Below are 1,629 nucleotides of genomic sequence, written 5' to 3'. Positions count from 1 at the left end.
GAGGCTCGTATCTGCAACGACATCGGCACCAAGGTCGTGACCTTGCCGGCCGATCCGCAGGCGGCCGAGAGGGTGCAGGCGCAACTACGTGATTTCATCCAGCGCGGTGTCAGCGACGCCATCAACGCTGCGGGCGTCAATATTCAGTCGCTGACCCCTGATGCGGTGATGGGCTTCGTGACCAATGTCTATCAATCCGCCTTCGACGTGTTGCAGACGATGGGTGATGGGGAGGCAGAGAAATGAGACGCCATGTCATCATCGGCCGTTTCGGACCGGACGATAAAACCAGTGTCCCGAAGGCGCGCGACGAAGTTGCATCTACCTTGCAGTTGGTAGCGGGCACGCGTCTCGATCACGGGATTGGCCGCGCCTTGGCCGACCTCAAGGCGTTGCACCTGACGCCGAGCGAAATCGGTGCGGACATGCTTGTCGTTGCCGCCCATGTCCACGCAGCGGACACCCGCATCTCCCGCTCTACGGAATCGCAGGACGCTTGGACGCGCGAAATTCGGCTGGTCATCCCCGTGAGCGATCCGGTGCGATGGACAGCCGCCGCGCCCATTTTGGTCCGCGCCCTCAACTTCCTGACCGGCGATAGATGGGATGTGGGCTTCCGCAAGCGTGCCAAGGACTATGAGAAGCTGGTTCCTGGCACGGCCCCCACCCTTATTCCTGCCCCGTTCGATGGCGTGAGTCTGTTCTCCGGTGGTTTGGACAGCCTGATTGGCGCGATCGACAGCCTGAATGCCGGCGAGACGCCGCTTCTGGTCAGTCACGCGGGCGAAGGGTTGGTGAGCAAGTCGCAGGAACAGTGTTTCGACGGTTTGAAAGACGCTTACAAATCATCCGCCTTCGATCGGCTACGGGTGTGGATGAACTTCGATAGTGGGCTAGTCGAGGATGTTGGATCGGAGGACACGACGCGCGGCCGCTCGTTCCTGTTCTTCTCTCTGGGCCTCGCCGCTGGCACCGCGCTCGGCCGCGACTTCGTACTCAAGGTTCCGGAGAACGGCTTGATTGCGCTGAATGTGCCACTCGATCAGCTTCGGTTGGGTGCGCTCAGTACCCGGACGACGCATCCTTTCTACATGGCCCGGTGGAACGATTTACTTCGGGCGCTCGGCGTTATGGGGAAGGTCGAGAATCCTTATTGGGACAAGACCAAGGGGGAGATGGTCGCCCAATGCGCCAATCCAGCCCTACTAAAGCAGCTCGCCCCGTTGTCACTATCATGTTCTTCACCGGCTAAGGGACGTTGGACGAAGAAGCCGCAGGGGCACTGTGGATACTGCCTGCCATGCCTTATTCGGCGGGCCTCTCTGCGAGGCAAAGACTCGACCGTTTACGGCATACCCGATCTGAAGGCTGCCACATTGGACACCAAGCAGGCCGAAGGTCAGCAGGTCCGCTCCTTCCAGATCGCAATCGAACGACTATCGAAGCGCCCGGAACTCGCCAAGGCCCTCATCCACAAGCCAGGGCCACTCTATGATGACCCCTCCCGCCACGATGACCTGGCCAACGTCTATCGCCGTGGGTTGGAGGAAGTCGGGCGCTTGCTGACTGGCGTTCGCGCCACACCGTCGTAAGAACCCATGCGATCAGGTCTCGTCGATTTTCATTGCC

Annotated in this window: 1 protein-coding gene and 1 pseudogene; both read left to right on the top strand. The window is 60.5% G+C overall.

From position 1 onward, the window contains the following. Positions 1-246, top strand: a pseudogene (locus RCF13_RS10885) (hypothetical protein); the annotation flags it as partial. Beyond that, positions 243-1,592: a Qat anti-phage system QueC-like protein QatC gene (qatC, locus tag RCF13_RS10880; protein ID WP_308141168.1), complete on the top strand. Its 1,350-nt coding sequence runs from the start codon at positions 243-245 to the stop codon at positions 1,590-1,592. The pseudogene RCF13_RS10885 and the gene qatC, both read left to right, overlap by 4 nt. Positions 1,593-1,629: the final 37 nt, after the last annotated feature.

Source organism: Stenotrophomonas maltophilia group sp. RNC7 (genome assembly GCF_030910085.1).
GTDB classification, from domain to species: Bacteria; Pseudomonadota; Gammaproteobacteria; order Xanthomonadales; family Xanthomonadaceae; genus Stenotrophomonas; species Stenotrophomonas sepilia.
The sequence above is the reverse complement of the archived record's forward strand: the minus strand, read 5'-3'. Positions and strand labels throughout refer to the sequence as shown.